Consider the following 15,282-nt stretch of genomic DNA (forward strand, 5'->3'; position numbering starts at 1 on the left):
ATGAAGAAGAACTCTCTGCTCGCCGCGGTCGCCCTCACCGGCGCCGCTGCATTCCTGCTCGCCGGCTGTGCCGGCTCGGCAGGCACGGGCACCCCCACCGACGGCGGAACCGCCGAGGGCGACGGCGAGACCGCCGGCCGCGCCTGCGTGATCCTGCCCGACGCGGCATCCTCTCCCCGCTGGGAGAACTTCGACCGCAAGTACCTCCAGGAGGGTCTGGAGGGCGCCGGCTTCGAGGTCGACATCCAGAACGCCCAGGGCGACGTCAACAAGTACTCCACGATCGCCGACCAGCAGCTCACCCAGGGCTGCGGCGTCATGCTGCTGGTGGACTACCAGGGCGCGGCCGAAGCGGTGGCGACGAAGGCCAAGAACGAGGGCATCCCCGTCATCGCCTACGACCGCCCGTTCGCCGGCGCCGACTACTACGTCTCGTTCGACAACGTCGAGGTCGGCCGGCTCGAGGGCCAGACCGTCCTGGACGGCCTCGAGGCCGCGGGCAAGGACCCCGCCGAGGCCGTGGTCGTCTACATGGGCGGCGACCCGACCGACGGCAACGCCGCGATGTTCAAGCAGGGCGCCGTGGAGGTCATGGAAGCGGCGGGCATCAGCCCGGCGGCCGAGCCTCCGGGGGTGTGGGACCAGGCGAAGTCGCAGACCAACTTCGAGCAGGCCCTGACCTCGCTCGACGGCGCGGTCGACGGGGTGTGGGTGGCCAACGACACCAACGCCGCCGGCGTCATCAAGGTGCTGCAGGACAACAACCTCGAAGGCGTCGCGGTCTCGGGCCAGGACGCCAACGTCGCGGGCCTGCAGAACATCCTGCTCGGCTGGCAGACCGCCACGGTCTACAAGCCGGTCGCCGATGAGGCCGCCGCCGCCGTCGAGACCGCGGTGGCACTGCTCAACGGCGAAGAGCCGGCGACGGACGCCGAGCTCGAGGACGGCACGCCCTACATCCAGGTCACGCCGATCCTGGTCGGCCCGGAGCAGGTCAAGGACGTCATCGCCGCCGGCGACGCCGCCTACGACGAGGTGTGCACCGACGAGGTCATGGCCGCGTGCGAGGAGTACGGGGTCACCCCGTAACACCTCCTTCCGAGGACGCCCCGCCCTTCGGGGCGGGGCGTCCTCCACCCGTGTCGACCACCATCGCGAGGAAGCGAGCATGTCAACAGCGACTGCACTAGAGCCGATCATCGAACTCATCGGCGTCAGGAAATCATTCGGCCCGGTCACCGTCCTGAAAGGCGTCGACCTCAAGGTCCGCCCCGGAAAGGTCACCGCACTCGTCGGCGACAACGGTGCGGGCAAGTCCACGCTCATCAAGGGTCTCGCCGGCGTCCAGCCGTACGACAGCGGCGAGGTCCGCATCGACGGCGAGCACCGCGACCTCACCACGCCGCGCGAGGCGGCGGGCCTCGGCATCGAGGTGGTCTACCAAGACCTCGCGCTGTGCGACAACCTCGACATCGTCCAGAACATGTTTCTGGGTCGCGAGGAGCTGTCGGCGGGCACGTTCGACGAGGGGCGCATGGAGAAGGACGCCTCCGACACCCTGCGCTCGCTGTCGGTGCGCACGGTCAAGTCAGTCCGCCAGAAGGTCTCCAGCCTGTCCGGCGGGCAGCGCCAGACGGTCGCCATCGCCCGCGCCGTGCTGAAGAAGGCCCGTGTGGTCATCCTCGACGAGCCGACGGCGGCCCTCGGTGTCGCCCAGACCGAGCAGGTGCTGAACCTCGTCACGCGGCTCGCCGAGCAGGGCGTGGCGGTGGTCCTCATCAGCCACAACCTCGCCGACGTGTTCGCCGTCGCCGACGACATCGCGGTCCTCTACCTCGGCCAGATGGTCGCGCAGATCCCGACCTCGTCGACGACCCGCGACGACGTGGTCGGCTACATCACCGGCACCAAGACCCCGTCCGGGGTCGTCATCGAGGACACCTCGACCATCCGCACCGAGGGAGGCGCACTATGAGCAGCAACGCGACCCGGACCGAGGCGGCGCCCGATCCCGTCGCGAGCGACCTCATCGGCAGCGGCGTCGAAGGCGGTCTGGTCGATCAGATCCGCGCGTGGTGGCAGCGCGTGCGCAGCGGCGACATGGGCGCACTCCCCGCCATCGGCGGTCTCGTCGTCCTCAGCCTGCTGTTCTCGGTGCTCAGCCCGTTCTTCCTCACCGAGCGGAACTTCGCGAACCTGCTGAACCAGGCCGCCACGCTGGTGGTCCTCGGCATGGCGCTCGTGTTCGTGCTGCTCCTGGGCGAGATCGACCTGTCCGCCGGCGTCACCGGCGGCGTGGGCATGGCGCTGTTCGTCGTGCTCAACGCGCAGTTCGGCATCGCGTGGCCGCTGGCCCTCCTCCTCGGGTTCGGGTTCGGCTTCCTCATCGGCGCGCTCATAGGCTTCTTCGTCGCGAGGGTCGGCATCCCGTCGTTCGTCGTCACGTTGGGTCTGTTCCTCGGTCTCCAGGGGCTGGCGCTGGTCATCATCGGTCCCGGCGGCCTGTTCCGGGTCGAGGTGCCCGAGCTCATCGCGCTGCAGAACGGCAACCTGCCCGTCTGGGGAGGCTGGCTCATGCTCGCGATCATGCTCGCGGTCTCGGCCGGCACGTCCTTCTGGGACCGCGCGCGGCGCACCCGCGCCGGCGTGCCCAACCGCGCGATCTCGCTGGTGTTCATCAAACTCGCCGTCATCGCCGTCATCGGCGGCGCCGTGGTGTTCATCCTCAACCAGGACCGCGGCCAGTCGGTCAACGCGGTGCAGGGCGTGCCGAACGTCGTGCCGATCGTCCTGGTGATCCTGTGGATCGGCACGTTTGCTCTGGACCGCACGAAGTTCGGTCGCTACATCTACGCGATCGGCGGCAACGCCGAAGCGGCGCGGCGATCCGGCGTGAAGGTCCGCTGGATCAAGTGGTGGGCGTTCGTCATCTGCTCGAGTCTGGCGGTCTTCTCGGCACTGCTCAGCGTCTCGCGGGTCGGATCGGTCGATGCCACCGTCGGCCGGGACATCGTGCTGAGCGGTGTCGCCGCCGCTGTCGTCGGCGGGGTGAGCCTCTTCGGCGGGCGCGGCCGGCTGATCCACGCGGCCATCGGTGCCCTCGTGATCGCGGTCATCACCAACGGCCTGGGTCTGCTGAACCTGCCGGCGGGCATCAACCTGCTCGTCACCGGCGGCGTGCTGATCCTCGCGGCCACGGTCGATGCGCTGTCGCGGCTGCGCTCGGGCGGCGGTTCGAGAACCTAGCCGCACAGCTGGGATCTGAGGGCGCCGCGTGGTCGATCCGCGCGGCGCCTTCAGCGCAGCAGGTCTCGGAGCGCCCCGATGTCGTCCGCCTCGGCGGGTGACTTGTCGGGGCGGTAGCCCTTGACACGCGCGAAGCGCAGAGCGACGCCGCCCGGGTAGCGCGTCGATCGCTGGACGCCGTCGATCGCGATCTCGACCACGGTCTCGGGTCGCACGTGGACGGCGGACGCGGTGCGGTGCGTCTCGATCTCCGGAAAGTACGCCGTCTGCCAGCGGAGCAGATCGTCGGTGAGGCCCTTGAAGGTCTTCCCGACCATCACGAATCCGCCGGCAGGACCGAACTCCCCCGCCGCGTCGCGGGCGCCCAGGTGCAGGTTCGACAGCATGCCGGTGCGCCGTCCCGAGCCCGGCTCGACCGCCAGGACGACGAGGTCGAAGGTCAGCACCGGTTTGACCTTCAACCACGACGACCCCCGGCGACCGGCGGCATAGAGCGAGTCGACGCTCTTGACCATCACCCCCTCGTGCCCGGCGGCGAGCGCCTCGCGCGAGAGCGCTTCGGCCTGATCGGGGTCGTCGGTGATGATTCCCGGCACCATGCGGTCGCCGACGAGGCCCGCGAGCACCTCGCGCCGGACGCTGAGGGGCTCGTCGATGAGGTCGCGACCGTCGGCGTGCAGCACATCGAAGAACCACGGGCGCAGCACCACCGCAGCCGCGGTGTCCGACCCGAACCGCGCCATCGTGTCCTGGAACGGACGAGGGCCGCCGTCCTCGTCGAGGGCGAGCGTCTCGCCGTCGAGGATCACCGGGTCGGCCGCAAGGGCGCGCACCGCCTCGACGATCTCGGGCACGCGGTGGGTGATGTCGGCGAGACTGCGCGTGTACACGCTCACGTCGTCACCCCGGCGGTGCACCTGGATCCGCGCACCGTCGAGCTTGTACTCCACCGCCGCGGCGACGCCGAGCGTGCGCACCGCGTCTGCCGCCGATCCCGCGGTCGAGGCGAGCATGGGCAGCACCGGCGTGCCGACCTCGAGCCCCAAGGCGGCGAGCTCGTCGGCGGTCCCCGTGAGCGCGAGCGCGGCCGTCCGGCCGAGGTCGCCCGACAGCATCGCGGCCCGTCTCACGACGGCGGCGGGTCGGTCGGCGGCGGCGGCCACGGCGTCGAGCACGACGCCCTCGAGGGCGCCGGTGCGCAGCTCGCCGAGCATCACGCGGGTGAGCAGCTCCCACTCCGCCGCCGTCGATCGTGCCGCGAGCGCCTCGAGCTCGTTCCGTCGCACGCCCGCGGACCCGGCGCCTGAAGCTTCGGCGAGACGGGTGAGTGCGGCGTCCACATCGAGGATCGTCAGAGCGGATGCCGCCGCGTGCGCGGTCTCGACGCTGCCCAGCCCGCGCCAGCCGACTCCGAGCCGGCCCTGCCGGGGTTTGGCGAGCAGCAGACCGACGGCGACCGGGATCTCGGACGGCGTCATCGCGCCCAGGAGGGCCGCGAGCGCCTCGACCTTGCCGCGGCGCTCGCGGGTGGCGGCGACCTCCTCGGTCGCCCGCAGCAGGTCGGCGAGCATCATGGCCGCATCCTCCCCCGGGGCTCCGACACCGGCCTCGTGCACCACAGCGCCCAGGCCACCAGGACCGGTTGAAGCAGCAGGCGGACGAACCGCGCGCGGTCGGTGCGCATGAGGGGTGCGTCCCGGCCGGTGCGCCACTGGTGGACGTTGCCCGGGAAGACGGCGACGAAGAAGCCCGCGACGACCGCGCCGACCCGCGCGCGGTCGCGGGGCAGCACCGCCAGCGCGGCGGCGAGCATGAGCTCCACCGCCCCCGAGGCCACGACGATCATGTCCTTGTCCGTGCGCAGCATCCGCGTGGCCCAGTCCGGCACGACGATGCGGTAGCCGCGGCGTCCCCACGTCAGGTGGCTCGCCCCGGCCGCGCCCAGCAGGGCGACGAGCGCCCAGCGCGCGATCGTCTGCGGAATCGTCCCTGCGCGTCGGGCGCGCTGTCGTCGGCCGCTTCTCATCCCTCGAGCATGCCTCACCGCGCACCCCGCTCGGCCCGTCGGCGGGCGATACTCTCGTCCCAGCCCGGAAGGAGATCCGCACCCGCATGTCCGACACCTCGCCAGGCCCCGGCGGCAGCGTCCGGCCTCTCGTCCAGCCCGCGCCACCAGCCATCAGCGCCGCGGATGCCGCGCGCATCGCCGAGGACGGGTGGGGCATCGCCGGGTCCGCCCGCGCGTTGGGCAGCCACCAGGACCGCAACTTCCTGCTCACGCGTCCCGACGGCCCGGACCTGCTCCTGAAGATCGCCAACCCCAGCGTCACGCGAGCCGAGACCGAGGCGCAGTCGTCGGCGGCGGCCCTGATCGCCGACCGCTGCGGTGTGCGGGCGCCCCGCGCCCTCCCCCTCGCCGACGGCGACGGCGGGTCGACGCTCGCCGTCGCGGTGCACGGCGTCACCATGCACGCCCGCCTGCTGGACTTCCTCCACGGTGAGACGCTCACCGGCCATCTCTCGATCCCCGTCGTTCGACGGATGGGACGGCTGGCCGCGCAGATCGCCGGCGCGCTCGAGTCCCTCGACGCCCCAGGCGCCGAGCGCACGCACCAGTGGGACCTGCGGCATGCGCCGACGGCGCTCGCCGCCACCCTGCCGCACGTCGCCGACGCCGGCGACCGACGCCGGCTCGCCGACACCTCGGCAGCGGCGTGGGCGGCCGTGGAGGCCGTCGCCGACGACCTGCCGGTGCAGTGGATCCACGGCGACCTCACCGACGACAACGTCGTCGCGTCGGATCCCGTCTCGCGCATGCCCGACGGGGTCATCGATCTGGGCGACCTCAACCGCACGTGGGCGATCGGCGAGCTCGCGATCACGGTGTCGTCCCTGCTGCACCACCCCGGCGGCGGACTCGTGCCGGCGATGCAGGCCGTATCGGCCTACGCCGCCGAGCGACCGATCACGGATGCCGAGGCGCGCGCGCTCTGGCCGCTGGTGGTCGTGCGCGCAGCGACTCTGGTCGCGAGCGCCCACCACGTGCTCGCCACCGACCCCGGGAACGCCTACGCGGCTGAGAACCTGTCGCACGAGCAGCTCATCTTCGCCCACGCCGTGTCGCTGCCCCTGCCGGTCGCGACCGCGCTCGTGCAGCGCGCGGCAGGGCACGAAGCGCCGCCCGCTGCGCTTCCGGCGGCTCGTCCGCTGATCGACATCGACGAGATGACCACCGTCGACCTCTCGCCGACGAGTCCCGCGCTCGACGGCGCCCTGGATGATGCGTTCCTTCGCGGCGGGCGGTGGTTCGCCGCATCCATCGAAGACGATGTCTTCGACGCGACGACCGGCGCCGTCGCGGCGGCCCGGTTCGGCGAGGCCCGACTCACGCGGTCTCAGCCGCACCAGGTCGAAGAGCCGGCTAACGTCGCCCTCGGCGTCGAGCTGCGCCTGCGCGAGGAGACCGGCCTGCGCGCGCCCTGGGCCGGTCGGATCGCGCGGACGCCGGACGGTCTCGTCCTGCACGGCGAGGACGTCGACCTGCGAGCCGACGGGTGCGTGCCCGCGCCCGAGGACACCGTCGCCGCCGGCGACGTCCTCGGCACCGCGACCGGGCGGGTATGGGTGCAGGCGACCCGACCCGGCGTCGAAGCGCCGCCGTTCGTGCCCGCATCGCTCGCCGATGCGTGGCGCAGCGTCGTCGCCGACCCGGGCCCGCTCCTCCCCGGGCTCGCGCCGCTGCCGGCGCGGGCGGACGCCGAGACGCTCCGCGCCCGCCGGGACGCCGCCCTTGCCGACGTGCAGGAGCACTACTACGACGACCCTCCGGTGATCGTGCGCGGGTGGCGCGAGCACCTCATCGACGCGGAGGGGCGGGTCTACCTCGACACGCTCAACAACGTCACGTCTGTCGGTCACGCCCACCCCCGTGTGGTCGAGGCGGCGAGCCGTCAGTGGCGGCTGCTCAACACGAACTCCCGCTTCCACTACCCCGGCATCGTGGAGTTCGCCGAGCGGCTGGCGGGGCTTCTTCCCGACCCGCTCGACACGGTGTTCCTCGTCAACAGCGGCTCCGAGGCGGTCGACCTCGCGCTGCGTCTGGGTCAGGTCTGGTCGGGTCGCACGGACGTCCTCGCCGTCCGCGAGGCGTATCACGGCTGGACCTACCTCACCGACGCCGTCTCGACCTCGATCGCCGACAACCCGGCCGCCCTCGAGACCCGGCCCGCGTGGGTGCACACCGTGCCCGCGCCTCATCCGCAGCGCGGAGCCCACGCCGAGGACCCCTCGGCCTATGCGCGCGAGGCGGTCGCCGAGGTGGAGCGACTGGCCACCGTCGGCACGCCCGTCGGTGCGGTCGTCGCCGAGGCGATCTTCGGCAACGCGGGCGGGGTCCTCCTCCCCGACGGCTACCTCGACGCCGTCTACCGCGCCGTCCGCGCGCACGGCGGGCTCGCGATCGCCGACGAGGTGCAGGTCGGCTACGGGCGCCTGGGCGAGTGGTTCTGGGGGTTCCAACAGCAGGGCGTCGTTCCCGACGTGGTCGCCGTCGCCAAGGCGATGGGTAACGGCCAGCCTCTCGGAGCCGTCATCACCACGCGCGAGATCGCCGCGCGGTACCGCGACGGCGGCTACTTCTTCTCGTCCGCGGGCGGCAGCCCGGTCTCGTGCGCGGTGGGCCTGGCCGTCCTCGACGTCATCCGCGACGAGCATCTGGACCGCAACGCTCGCGAGGTCGGCGACCGGCTGCGTCGGCGGCTGCTCGACCTGGGGTCGCGGCATCCGATTCTCGCGACCGTCCACGGCGCGGGCTTCTATCTCGGGCCGGAGTTCGTCCGCGACCGCGCGACGTGGGAGCCCGCGACCGCCGAGACGGCGGCGATCTGCCGACGGCTTCGGGACCTCGGGGTGATCGCCCAGCCGACCGGCGACCACCAGAACATCCTGAAGATCAAGCCCCCCATGTGCTTCGACGACGCCAGCGCCGACGCCCTCGTGTCAGCGCTCGACCGCGTGCTCACCGAGGGATGGTGACCGGGGTCAGTCACGACCGCCCGGCGGCCCGACGATGAGCAGGACGACGAACAGGGTCGCCACCGCCAGGACGATCAGCGCCGCGAGCACCCACGGGCGGTGCAGGAACCAGCGCATGAGCCGGTCGTGCCACGCGGCGTCGCGCGGATCGGCCGTCGGCTCGAGGCGCCAGGGTCCGGCGAGGCGGCCGCTGCGGTGCAGCCACACCTCGGTGGGGATGGTCGCGTACGGGATGACGGCGCTGCCGATCGCGACGATCGCCGGCCCCGCGCCCCAGCGCTGATTCTTCGCCACGAGGATCGCGGTGGCGCCGTAGGCGAGGAAGACGAATCCGTGGATGCCGCCACCCACCGTCACGGCGACGGCGAGGTCGGCCGTCGCGCGCAGGATGAGGCCGCCGATGAGCAGCGTCCACGAGATCGCCTCGGCGATCGCCAGCGTGCGGAACAGGGTCAGGGGCGTGCGGAACACCGGTCTCCTCGGGTCGGGATCTCCAGCCTAAACGCGCGTGCGGGCCGGCCCGTCCGGACGCCCCCGTCCGGCGTCGACGGCGCGGCGGTCTAGCGTGGGTGGGTGGACTTCCCCTTCGAGACCCTGCGACGTCGACCCGATGTCGAGGGGCCCGACCTGGTCGCCGTCGACGCGGCGGATCGCCTCATCCTCGACGTCTCGACGGGCGCCCGGGACGGTGTCGCCGCGCGGCGGATCGCCGTCATCGGCGACACGTACGGCGCACTCACGCTCGCGGCGTCCGCCTCGGCCAGCGGACCCGTGCGGGTGCACCAGGACTCGATCGTGGGCGAGCGCGCGCTGGCGGCCAATGCCGCCGACCTCGGCATGCCCGGCGCGGCCCTGCCCCGCCCGCTCGACGCCACGGCCGTCGAGGGCGCGCGCGTCGTGCTGCTGCGCCTGCCGCGCTCACTCGACGCCCTCGACGACATCGCGGGCCTCATCGCCCGTCACGCCGACCGCGACGTCCGGGTGTTCGCGGGCGGCCGCATCAAGCACATGTCGCTCGGCATGAACGACGTGCTGCGCCGGCACTTCGCGCGGGTAGACGTCACGCACGCCCGGCAGAAGTCGCGGGTTCTCATCGCCACGGGCCCCGGCGAGGGCGCGGATCCGCAGCCGCGGCGCGCGACCGAGGACGGTCTTGTGGTGTGCGCGTACGGCGGCGTATTCGCCGGTGCCGGGATAGACATCGGCACCCGCCTCCTGCTCGCGCACCTGCCGCCCACCGTGCCCGCCGACGTGCCCGCCGTCGACCTGGCATGCGGCACCGGCGTGATCGCGGCGGCTCTGGCGTCGCGGCATCCGCTGCTTCGCGTGCATGCGGCCGACGTGTCGGCCGCGGCAGTCGCTTCCGCGCGCGCCACAGCCGAAGCCAACGGCGTCGCGGAGCGCGTGCGGGTGGTGCGCGAGGACGGCCTCGAGAGCATGGCCGAGGCGAGCGCGGGCTTCGTCGCCCTGAACCCGCCCTTCCACAGCGGCGCCGCCGTCACTGGCGATCTCGCCCCCCGGCTCTTCGCCGACGCCGCCCGCGTACTGCGCCCCGGCGGCGAGCTGTGGACGGTGTGGAACTCGCCGTTGCGCTACCGCACCGCCCTCGAGCAGCTGGTCGGACCCACGCGGCAGATCGCCCGTAACGCCAAGTTCACCGTCACGGCGTCGACGCGTCGCTGACGACCGCGACGGGGAGGGTCAGCGCGTCGACCACCACGCCCACGCGACGAGCACGGGCTGGAAGAAGAGCCGTCCGAGGCGCTTGCCGTCGGAGTCGAGCCCGAAGCCGTCCCGACGCTTCGCCCACTGCTCGATGTTGCCCGGGAAGATGGCGATGAAGAACGCGCTGAGGATCGCGCCGACCCGTCGCCGCGACCCGGGCAGGGCGATGAGCGCACCGCCGAGCATGGCCTCGACGACGCCCGAGGCGACGACGACGGCGTCCTTGTCGAGCGGAGACACGCGCGTGGTCCAGTCCGGCACCTGGGCCTGGAACTCCCGCCGAGCCCAGAACAGGTGGCTGATGCCGGCGAAGATCATGCTGAGACCCAGAGCCCACCGCGCGACGTTCCTCATCGTTCCAGCCAACCACAGCGCGCGGACCCCCGGGTCGGGGCTGCGTCCCGGCGGGCTATCCTGCGGGGATGGAAGACCTCGACGACGTCGCGCGGCAGCTCGAACGGCTCACGTCCGATCCGTTGGCGGATGCCGTCGCCGGCAGCATCCGCATTCTGTCGGCGTCTGAGCCCGGACCCCGCGGGCGCTATCAGGAGTGTCAGCTCGAGGTGCTGGCCGAGGGGCCCGGCGTCGAGCCGACACGGGTGTCGACGGCCGTCGTCACGACGCGACGTCACTGGCCGCGCGTGGGCGCGGTGCTGCCCGCGCGGGTCTCGGTGAGCGACCCTCGCGCGCTCGACGTGAACTGGGATGCGCTGGCGGACTGAGCCGCCGGCGCATCCCCGTTCTCGATCGAACTCGTCAGTCGGAGCCCGAGGTGGGCGCGTCGCCCGCGTCGGCCGTGGACGTCTCGTCGGTGGTGACGGGGTCGTCGCTGTTGGCCTTGAACGGGTTGGTCTGCTTCCCACCCTTGCGCTCCGAGCCGGTGATGTCGGTCATCAGAAGTCCCAGTCGTCGTCTTCGGTGGCCTCGGCCTTGCCGATGACGTAGGACGAGCCCGACCCCGAGAAGAAGTCGTGGTTCTCGTCCGCGTTGGGCGACAGGGCCGAGAGGATCGCCGGGTTCACGTCGGTGACGCTCGACGGGAACATCGCCTCGTAACCCAGGTTCATCAGCGCCTTGTTGGCGTTGTAGTGCAGGAACTTCTTGACGTCCTCGGTCAGCCCGACGCCGTCGTAGAGGTCCTGCGTGTACTGCACCTCATTGTCGTACAGCTCGTACAGCAGAGAGAAGGTGTAGTCCTTCAGATCCTGCCGCGTGGCCTCGTCGACCTTCTCGAGTCCCTTCTGGAACTTGTAGCCGATGTAGTAGCCGTGCACGGCCTCGTCGCGGATGATGAGGCGGATGAGGTCGGCGGTGTTGGTGAGCTTGGCGCGGCTCGACCAGTGCATCGGCAGGTAGAAGCCGGAGTAGAACAGGAACGACTCCAGCAGGGTCGAGGCGACCTTGCGCTTGAGGGGCTCGTCGCCGCGGTAGTACTCCATCACGATCTGCGCCTTGCGCTGCAGGTTCTCGTTCTCGACCGACCAGCGGAACGCCTCGTCGATCTCCTTCGTCGAGCACAGCGTCGAGAAGATCGACGAGTAGCTCTTGGCGTGCACCGACTCCATGAACGCGATGTTGGTGTACACCGCCTCTTCGTGCGGAGTGATCGCGTCGGGGATGAGCGAGACCGCACCGACGGTGCCCTGGATCGTGTCGAGCAGCGTCAGGCCCGTGAACACCCGCATCGTGAGCGTCTGCTCCTCGGGGGTCAGCGTGTTCCACGACTGGATGTCGTTGGACAGCGGCACCTTCTCGGGCAGCCAGAAGTTGTTCACGAGGCGGTTCCACACCTCGAGGTCCTTGTCGTCCTGGATGCGGTTCCAGTTGATCGCCTGGACCTCATTCAGGAGCTTGAGCTTCTCAGTCATTCACTCGGTTCCTATTCCTCGCTGTTGTCGTCAATGCAGTACTGGCAGGCGTCCGATACGACGCCCTTGTTGGTGTGATGTCGGGTATGAGCGCTGCGGCGGCTCGATGGCATCGGCTTTCCCTTGCGTGCCGCCGACATCTTCGCGCGCGTATCGGCGCTGGCGGACTTTCCGAAGTTCGGGTTCTTCTCGCCCATCTTCTGCTCTGAGAGCAGCGCTCGGGTTTCGGGCGAGACCACCCTTCCGAAGGCCGGATGTTCGGGCCCGAACCTACCGTGGTTGGGGTTGGCTGCTCCCGCGTTGCTTCCTCGGCGACTCTCGGACCATCGAGCCTTCTGCTCGTCGGAGTGCTTGCGGCCCCACATAGGGTTGTCTTCTCCTCGGAGCGGACGTGGGTGCTTTCGTCCACGTGCTCTTTCTCCCGCGGCACGACGCTGCTCCTCGGACCACACGTATCCTCGTGGGCCAAGCCCGCCCTCGGTCAGATTGAGAAGACGATGCCCGTCCTGTCGAAGTCGTTGTACCCATCGCTGCTCGGCCACGCCTAGGTCGTCCAAGTCGTCACTCATCACCAGCTCCAGAGGGACGAAGGAGACGCTTTCCTGGTCTTCAGCCGTCGCCAGCCAGTCGGTGAACGGCGTACGCCGTCGGTGTGTGACCGCTTTCCAGTGCTCCGCCCGCCGTCTCGACACGGTCTTCGTGGTGAGACCGACGTACCGGTACTCCGGTGAACCGATCTCACGCACGCCATAGATCACACCGACGAAGGGTGACCACGACGTGTCGAGACGGGCGGGCATGAGATGTCAGAGCGTGCAGGAAACGCAGGTGTCCAGCTCGGTGCCCTCGAGTGCCATCTGCCGCAGGCGGATGTAGTAGATCGTCTTGATGCCCTTCTTCCACGCGTAGATCTGGGCCTTGTTGATGTCGCGGGTGGTGACGGTGTCCTTGAAGAACAGCGTCAGCGACAGGCCCTGGTCCACGTGCTGCGTGGCGGCGGCGTAGGTGTCGATGACCTTCTCGTAGCCGATCTCGTACGCGTCCTGGTAGTACTCCAGGTTCTCGTTCGTCATGAACGGAGCCGGGTAGTAGACGCGGCCGAGCTTGCCTTCCTTGCGGATCTCGATCTTCGACGCGATCGGGTGGATCGAGCTCGTGGAGTTGTTGATGTACGAGATCGAACCGGTCGGCGGCACCGCCTGCAGGTTCTGGTTGTAGATGCCGTGGGCCTGGATGCTGGCCTTCAGCTCGCGCCAGTCATCCTGCGTCGGGATGTGGATGCCGGCGAACAGCTCGGTGACCTTGTCGGTCTGGGGCAGCCACGCCTGCTCGGTGTACTTGTCGAAGAACTCCCCGGACGCGTAGGTCGAGTCCGCGAAGCCCTCGAACGCCTGGCCGCGCTCGATCGCGATCCGGTTGGATGCGCGCAGCGCGTGGAACACCACGGTGTAGAAGTAGATGTTCGTGAAGTCCAGGCCCTCGTCCGAGCCGTAGTGGATGTGCTCGCGGGCGAGGAAGCCGTGCAGGTTCATCTGCCCGAGGCCGATGGCGTGCGAGCGGTCGTTGCCGTCCTCGATCGAGCGGACCGAGCTGATGTGGCTCTGGTCGCTGACGGCGGTGAGCGCGCGGATCGCGGTCTCGACGGTGGCGGCGAGGTCGCCGCCGTCCATCGCCAGGGCGATGTTCATCGACCCGAGGTTGCAGGAGATGTCCTTGCCGATCTGGTCGTACGAGAGGTCCTCGTTGTACGTCGTCGGCGTGTTCACCTGCAGGATCTCGGAGCAAAGGTTGGACATGTTGATCCGGCCCTTGATCGGGTTGGCCTTGTTCACCGTGTCCTCGAACATGATGTACGGGTAGCCCGACTCGAACTGGATCTCGGCGAGGGTCTGGAAGAACTCGCGCGCGTTGATCTTCGTCTTCTTGATGCGCGGGTCGTCGACCATCTCGCGGTACTTCTCGGTCACCGAGATGTCACCGAAGGGCACGCCGTAGACGCGCTCGACGTCGTACGGCGAGAAGAGGTACATGTCTTCGCCGTTCTTGGCCAGCTCGAACGTGATGTCGGGGATGACGACACCCAGCGAGAGGGTCTTGATGCGGATCTTCTCGTCGGCGTTCTCGCGCTTGGTGTCGAGGAACCGCATGATGTCGGGGTGGTGGGCGTTGAGGTACACCGCGCCGGCACCCTGACGCGCACCGAGCTGGTTGGCGTAGCTGAAGCTGTCTTCGAGGAGCTTCATGACGGGGATGATGCCGCTGGACTGGTTCTCGATCTGCTTGATCGGGGCACCGGACTCGCGGATGTTGGACAGCAGCAGAGCGACGCCGCCACCGCGCTTGGACAGCTGGAGCGCCGAGTTGATGCCGCGAGCGATCGACTCCATGTTGTCTTCGATGCGCAGCAGGAAGCACGACACCAGCTCGCCGCGCTGGGCCTTGCCGGTGTTGAGGAAGGTGGGGGTGGCCGGCTGGAATCGACCCGAGATGATCTCGTCGACCAGCTGCTCGGCAAGCTTCTCGTCACCGTCCGCGAGGCCGAGGGCGGTCATGACGACGCGGTCCTCGAAGCGCTCGAGGTAGCGCTTGCCGTCGAAGGTCTTCAGCGTGTAGCTGGTGTAGTACTTGAACGCGCCGAGGAACGTCTCGAACCGGAACTTCTTGCCGTAGGCGCGGTCGTTGAGCTGCTGGATGAACTCGAACGAGTACTTCTCGATGACGGCCGGCTCGTAGTACTCCTTCTCGACCAGATAGTCCAGCCGCTCCTTGAGGGAGTGGAAGAAGACCGTGTTCTGGTTGACGTGCTGCAGGAAGTACTCCCGCGCGGCACGCTTGTCGGCGTCGAACTGGATCTTCCCGTCCGCGTCATACAGGTTGAGCATCGCGTTCAGCGCGTGGTAATCCATGCCCTCGAACCGCGCGTCGTTCGTGACGTCCGTCTTCACTGCAGCTTCCACCATCGATCCATTCCCTCGCGTACGCGAGCTACATCCTCGGGCGTGCCGAAAAGTTCGAGCCGGTACAAGTGCGGCACGCGGCACTTGCGGCTGATGATGTCGCCGGCGAGACAGAAGTGCTCGCCGAAATTCGTGTTCCCCGCAGAGACGACTCCGCGGATCAGGCTCCGGTTGTGCTCGTCGTTGAGGAACCGGATGACCTGCTTGGGCACGGCGCCCTTCTCGACGCCGCGTCCCTGCCCGCCCCCGTAGGTGGGGGTGATCAGGATGTAGGGCTCATCGACCGCGAGATCCGGTTCCGACGAATGAAGCGGGATGCGCAGGGCGCGCACCCCCAGCTTCTCGACGAAGCGTGCGGTGTTGCCCGAGACGCTCGAGAAGTACACCACCAGCGGCGTCGCGGCCGCCTCGTCGGCAACCGCGCTTCGCTGTGCGACCGCGGTTGCCATCGA

Annotated in this window: 15 protein-coding genes; 6 read left to right on the forward strand and 9 right to left on the reverse strand. The window is 69.7% G+C overall.

All coding sequences use genetic code 11. The features are described 5' to 3' along the window. From NFR93_RS05070 to NFR93_RS05080, 3 genes are all read left to right on the forward strand, one after another. Positions 1-1,089, forward strand: coding sequence for a sugar ABC transporter substrate-binding protein (locus NFR93_RS05070; protein ID WP_251450536.1), 1,089 nt, complete (start codon positions 1-3; stop codon positions 1,087-1,089). Positions 1,090-1,168: 79 nt separating this feature from the next. Then, entirely contained in the window at positions 1,169-1,975 is an 807-nt protein-coding gene (locus NFR93_RS05075; RefSeq protein WP_251450538.1) for an ATP-binding cassette domain-containing protein, read from the forward strand. After that, positions 1,972-3,246: a sugar ABC transporter permease gene (locus NFR93_RS05080; protein ID WP_251450540.1), complete on the forward strand. Its 1,275-nt coding sequence runs from the start codon at positions 1,972-1,974 to the stop codon at positions 3,244-3,246. The genes NFR93_RS05075 and NFR93_RS05080 overlap by 4 nt, the downstream gene beginning before the upstream one ends. Before the next feature lie 50 nt (positions 3,247-3,296). Here the strand turns inward: NFR93_RS05080 and NFR93_RS05085 are convergent, their stop codons facing one another. After that, on the reverse strand, positions 3,297-4,820 hold the full coding sequence (locus tag NFR93_RS05085) for an ATP-dependent DNA ligase (protein WP_251450543.1): 1,524 nt from the start codon (positions 4,818-4,820) through the stop codon (positions 3,297-3,299). Beyond that, the gene (locus NFR93_RS05090) at positions 4,817-5,272 is read right to left on the reverse strand and encodes a DoxX family protein (RefSeq protein ID WP_251450544.1); all 456 of its coding nucleotides are present in this window, start codon (positions 5,270-5,272) and stop codon (positions 4,817-4,819) included. Before NFR93_RS05090 ends, NFR93_RS05085 begins: the two co-directional genes overlap by 4 nt. 86 nt (positions 5,273-5,358) lie before the next feature. Here NFR93_RS05090 and NFR93_RS05095 point away from each other — a divergent pair, with 86 nt between their 5' ends. Next, positions 5,359-8,280 (forward strand): aminotransferase, encoded by a 2,922-nt coding sequence (locus tag NFR93_RS05095; protein WP_251450546.1) that lies wholly within the window; start codon positions 5,359-5,361, stop codon positions 8,278-8,280. A gap of 6 nt (positions 8,281-8,286) precedes the next feature. Here NFR93_RS05095 and NFR93_RS05100 read toward each other — a convergent pair whose 3' ends face one another. Next, positions 8,287-8,751, reverse strand: coding sequence for a DUF3817 domain-containing protein (locus NFR93_RS05100; protein ID WP_251450548.1), 465 nt, complete (start codon positions 8,749-8,751; stop codon positions 8,287-8,289). 102 nt (positions 8,752-8,853) lie between these two features. Here NFR93_RS05100 and NFR93_RS05105 point away from each other — a divergent pair, with 102 nt between their 5' ends. Continuing rightward, positions 8,854-9,963, forward strand: coding sequence for a class I SAM-dependent methyltransferase (locus NFR93_RS05105; RefSeq protein ID WP_251450550.1), 1,110 nt, complete (start codon positions 8,854-8,856; stop codon positions 9,961-9,963). Between the two features lie 18 nt (positions 9,964-9,981). Here NFR93_RS05105 and NFR93_RS05110 read toward each other — a convergent pair whose 3' ends face one another. Continuing rightward, a complete protein-coding gene (locus tag NFR93_RS05110) occupies positions 9,982-10,359 on the reverse strand; it encodes a DoxX family protein (protein WP_251450552.1) in 378 nt (125 codons plus the stop codon). A gap of 68 nt (positions 10,360-10,427) precedes the next feature. Between NFR93_RS05110 and NFR93_RS05115 the strand changes: the two genes are divergently transcribed. Then, complete coding sequence (locus tag NFR93_RS05115; RefSeq protein ID WP_251450554.1) at positions 10,428-10,727, forward strand: hypothetical protein; 300 nt, start codon at positions 10,428-10,430, stop codon at positions 10,725-10,727. Positions 10,728-10,761: 34 nt separating this feature from the next. Here NFR93_RS05115 and NFR93_RS05120 read toward each other — a convergent pair whose 3' ends face one another. Genes NFR93_RS05120 through nrdI form a run of 5 tightly spaced genes read right to left on the reverse strand, consistent with a single transcriptional unit; the run spans position 10,762 to position 15,279 of the window. Beyond that, positions 10,762-10,899, reverse strand: a complete 138-nt coding sequence (locus NFR93_RS05120) for a hypothetical protein (RefSeq protein WP_251450555.1) — start codon at positions 10,897-10,899, stop codon at positions 10,762-10,764. Then, positions 10,899-11,873, reverse strand: coding sequence for a class 1b ribonucleoside-diphosphate reductase subunit beta (nrdF, locus tag NFR93_RS05125; protein WP_251450557.1), 975 nt, complete (start codon positions 11,871-11,873; stop codon positions 10,899-10,901). Before nrdF ends, NFR93_RS05120 begins: the two co-directional genes overlap by 1 nt. 11 nt (positions 11,874-11,884) lie before the next feature. Beyond that, positions 11,885-12,673: an NUMOD3 domain-containing DNA-binding protein gene (locus NFR93_RS05130; RefSeq protein WP_251450559.1), complete on the reverse strand. Its 789-nt coding sequence runs from the start codon at positions 12,671-12,673 to the stop codon at positions 11,885-11,887. Positions 12,674-12,679: 6 nt separating this feature from the next. Then, positions 12,680-14,833, reverse strand: coding sequence for a class 1b ribonucleoside-diphosphate reductase subunit alpha (gene nrdE, locus NFR93_RS05135; protein WP_251450561.1), 2,154 nt, complete (start codon positions 14,831-14,833; stop codon positions 12,680-12,682). Beyond that, positions 14,815-15,279: a class Ib ribonucleoside-diphosphate reductase assembly flavoprotein NrdI gene (gene nrdI, locus NFR93_RS05140; protein ID WP_251451511.1), complete on the reverse strand. Its 465-nt coding sequence runs from the start codon at positions 15,277-15,279 to the stop codon at positions 14,815-14,817. Before nrdI ends, nrdE begins: the two co-directional genes overlap by 19 nt. Positions 15,280-15,282 lie beyond the last annotated feature (3 nt).

The organism is Microbacterium sp. Marseille-Q6648 (genome assembly GCF_943181415.1).
GTDB lineage: Bacteria > Actinomycetota > Actinomycetes > Actinomycetales > Microbacteriaceae > Microbacterium.

Coding starts and splice junctions, on each gene's coding strand:
- NFR93_RS05070 (WP_251450536.1), top strand. CDS start 1: ATGAAGAAGAACTCTCTGCTCGCCGCGGTCGCCCTCACCGGCGCCGCT.
- NFR93_RS05075 (WP_251450538.1), top strand. CDS start 1,169: ATGTCAACAGCGACTGCACTAGAGCCGATCATCGAACTCATCGGCGTC.
- NFR93_RS05080 (WP_251450540.1), top strand. CDS start 1,972: ATGAGCAGCAACGCGACCCGGACCGAGGCGGCGCCCGATCCCGTCGCG.
- NFR93_RS05085 (WP_251450543.1), bottom strand. CDS start 4,820: ATGATGCTCGCCGACCTGCTGCGGGCGACCGAGGAGGTCGCCGCCACC.
- NFR93_RS05090 (WP_251450544.1), bottom strand. CDS start 5,272: ATGAGAAGCGGCCGACGACAGCGCGCCCGACGCGCAGGGACGATTCCG.
- NFR93_RS05095 (WP_251450546.1), top strand. CDS start 5,359: ATGTCCGACACCTCGCCAGGCCCCGGCGGCAGCGTCCGGCCTCTCGTC.
- NFR93_RS05110 (WP_251450552.1), bottom strand. CDS start 10,359: ATGAGGAACGTCGCGCGGTGGGCTCTGGGTCTCAGCATGATCTTCGCC.
- NFR93_RS05115 (WP_251450554.1), top strand. CDS start 10,428: ATGGAAGACCTCGACGACGTCGCGCGGCAGCTCGAACGGCTCACGTCC.
- NFR93_RS05120 (WP_251450555.1), bottom strand. CDS start 10,899: ATGACCGACATCACCGGCTCGGAGCGCAAGGGTGGGAAGCAGACCAAC.
- nrdF (WP_251450557.1), bottom strand. CDS start 11,873: ATGACTGAGAAGCTCAAGCTCCTGAATGAGGTCCAGGCGATCAACTGG.
- NFR93_RS05130 (WP_251450559.1), bottom strand. CDS start 12,673: ATGCCCGCCCGTCTCGACACGTCGTGGTCACCCTTCGTCGGTGTGATC.
- nrdE (WP_251450561.1), bottom strand. CDS start 14,833: ATGGTGGAAGCTGCAGTGAAGACGGACGTCACGAACGACGCGCGGTTC.
- nrdI (WP_251451511.1), bottom strand. CDS start 15,279: ATGGCAACCGCGGTCGCACAGCGAAGCGCGGTTGCCGACGAGGCGGCC.